This window comes from Bradyrhizobium sp. NBAIM08 (assembly GCF_020193935.1).
In the GTDB taxonomy this organism is placed as follows: domain Bacteria; phylum Pseudomonadota; class Alphaproteobacteria; order Rhizobiales; family Xanthobacteraceae; genus Bradyrhizobium; species Bradyrhizobium yuanmingense.
Genome location: NZ_JADYVR010000061.1, coordinates 1 through 668 on the forward strand (window position 1 = coordinate 1; position 668 = coordinate 668).

Here is a 668-nt window from a genome sequence, read left to right on the forward strand (position 1 = left end):
GATCTTCCGCTTGGCCTCGGCGCGGATCGGGAGCACGAGCCGCCCCCCCCGGACGGTCGGCTGCTCCTCGGCCGCGTAGCCCGCCTCGCGTGCCCGGCGGAGCTCGTCCATGACCGCGTCGCGGAGCGCGGCGGACGTCCGGGCGAGCGTCTTGCGGAGCCGGGCGAGTTCGGGGGACGCCGTGTCCTTGACGGTCCCGTCGTCGTCCACGACGCGCCCGAGGAGCGCTTCGAGGTCGGGGAGCGGGGCGAGCCCGGCGGCGAGGGCCGCCATCGCCGGGGCCTTCGCGCGGCGCGCGCCGAAGTAGGCGGCGAGCCGGCGGACCGTTTCGAGCGTCCGGCGGAGGGCGAGGAGGTCTTCGGGGAGGGCCGTGCCGCCTTCCGGGGCGATCCGGCGGAGCGCCTCGCGGAGGTCGAGGACGGCGCCGAACGGGACCGGGTCGTCGAACCGGAGCAGGTCGGCGAGTTCGGCCGTGCGCGTGAGCGCTTCGCGGACGGCCGCCGCCGAGCCGAGCGGGCCGAGCGCGGCGAGCCGGTCGGCCGCTTCGGCGCCGAGCGCGTGGTGCACGAGCCGGGCGCGGACGGCGTCGAAGCCGAGCTGGGCGGGGGCGGAGTCCGGGAAGAGCGTCATGGCCGGGCGAACGCCGCGGCGTGCCGCCGGCTTCCGTT

1 protein-coding gene is annotated in these 668 nt (G+C 78.3%); it reads right to left on the reverse strand.

The annotated features are described in order from the left end of the window. Positions 1-630, reverse strand: a 630-nt coding sequence (locus tag I6F37_RS38370) for a hypothetical protein (protein WP_225154123.1), incomplete at its 3' end; no start/stop codon positions are given. Positions 631-668 lie beyond the last annotated feature (38 nt).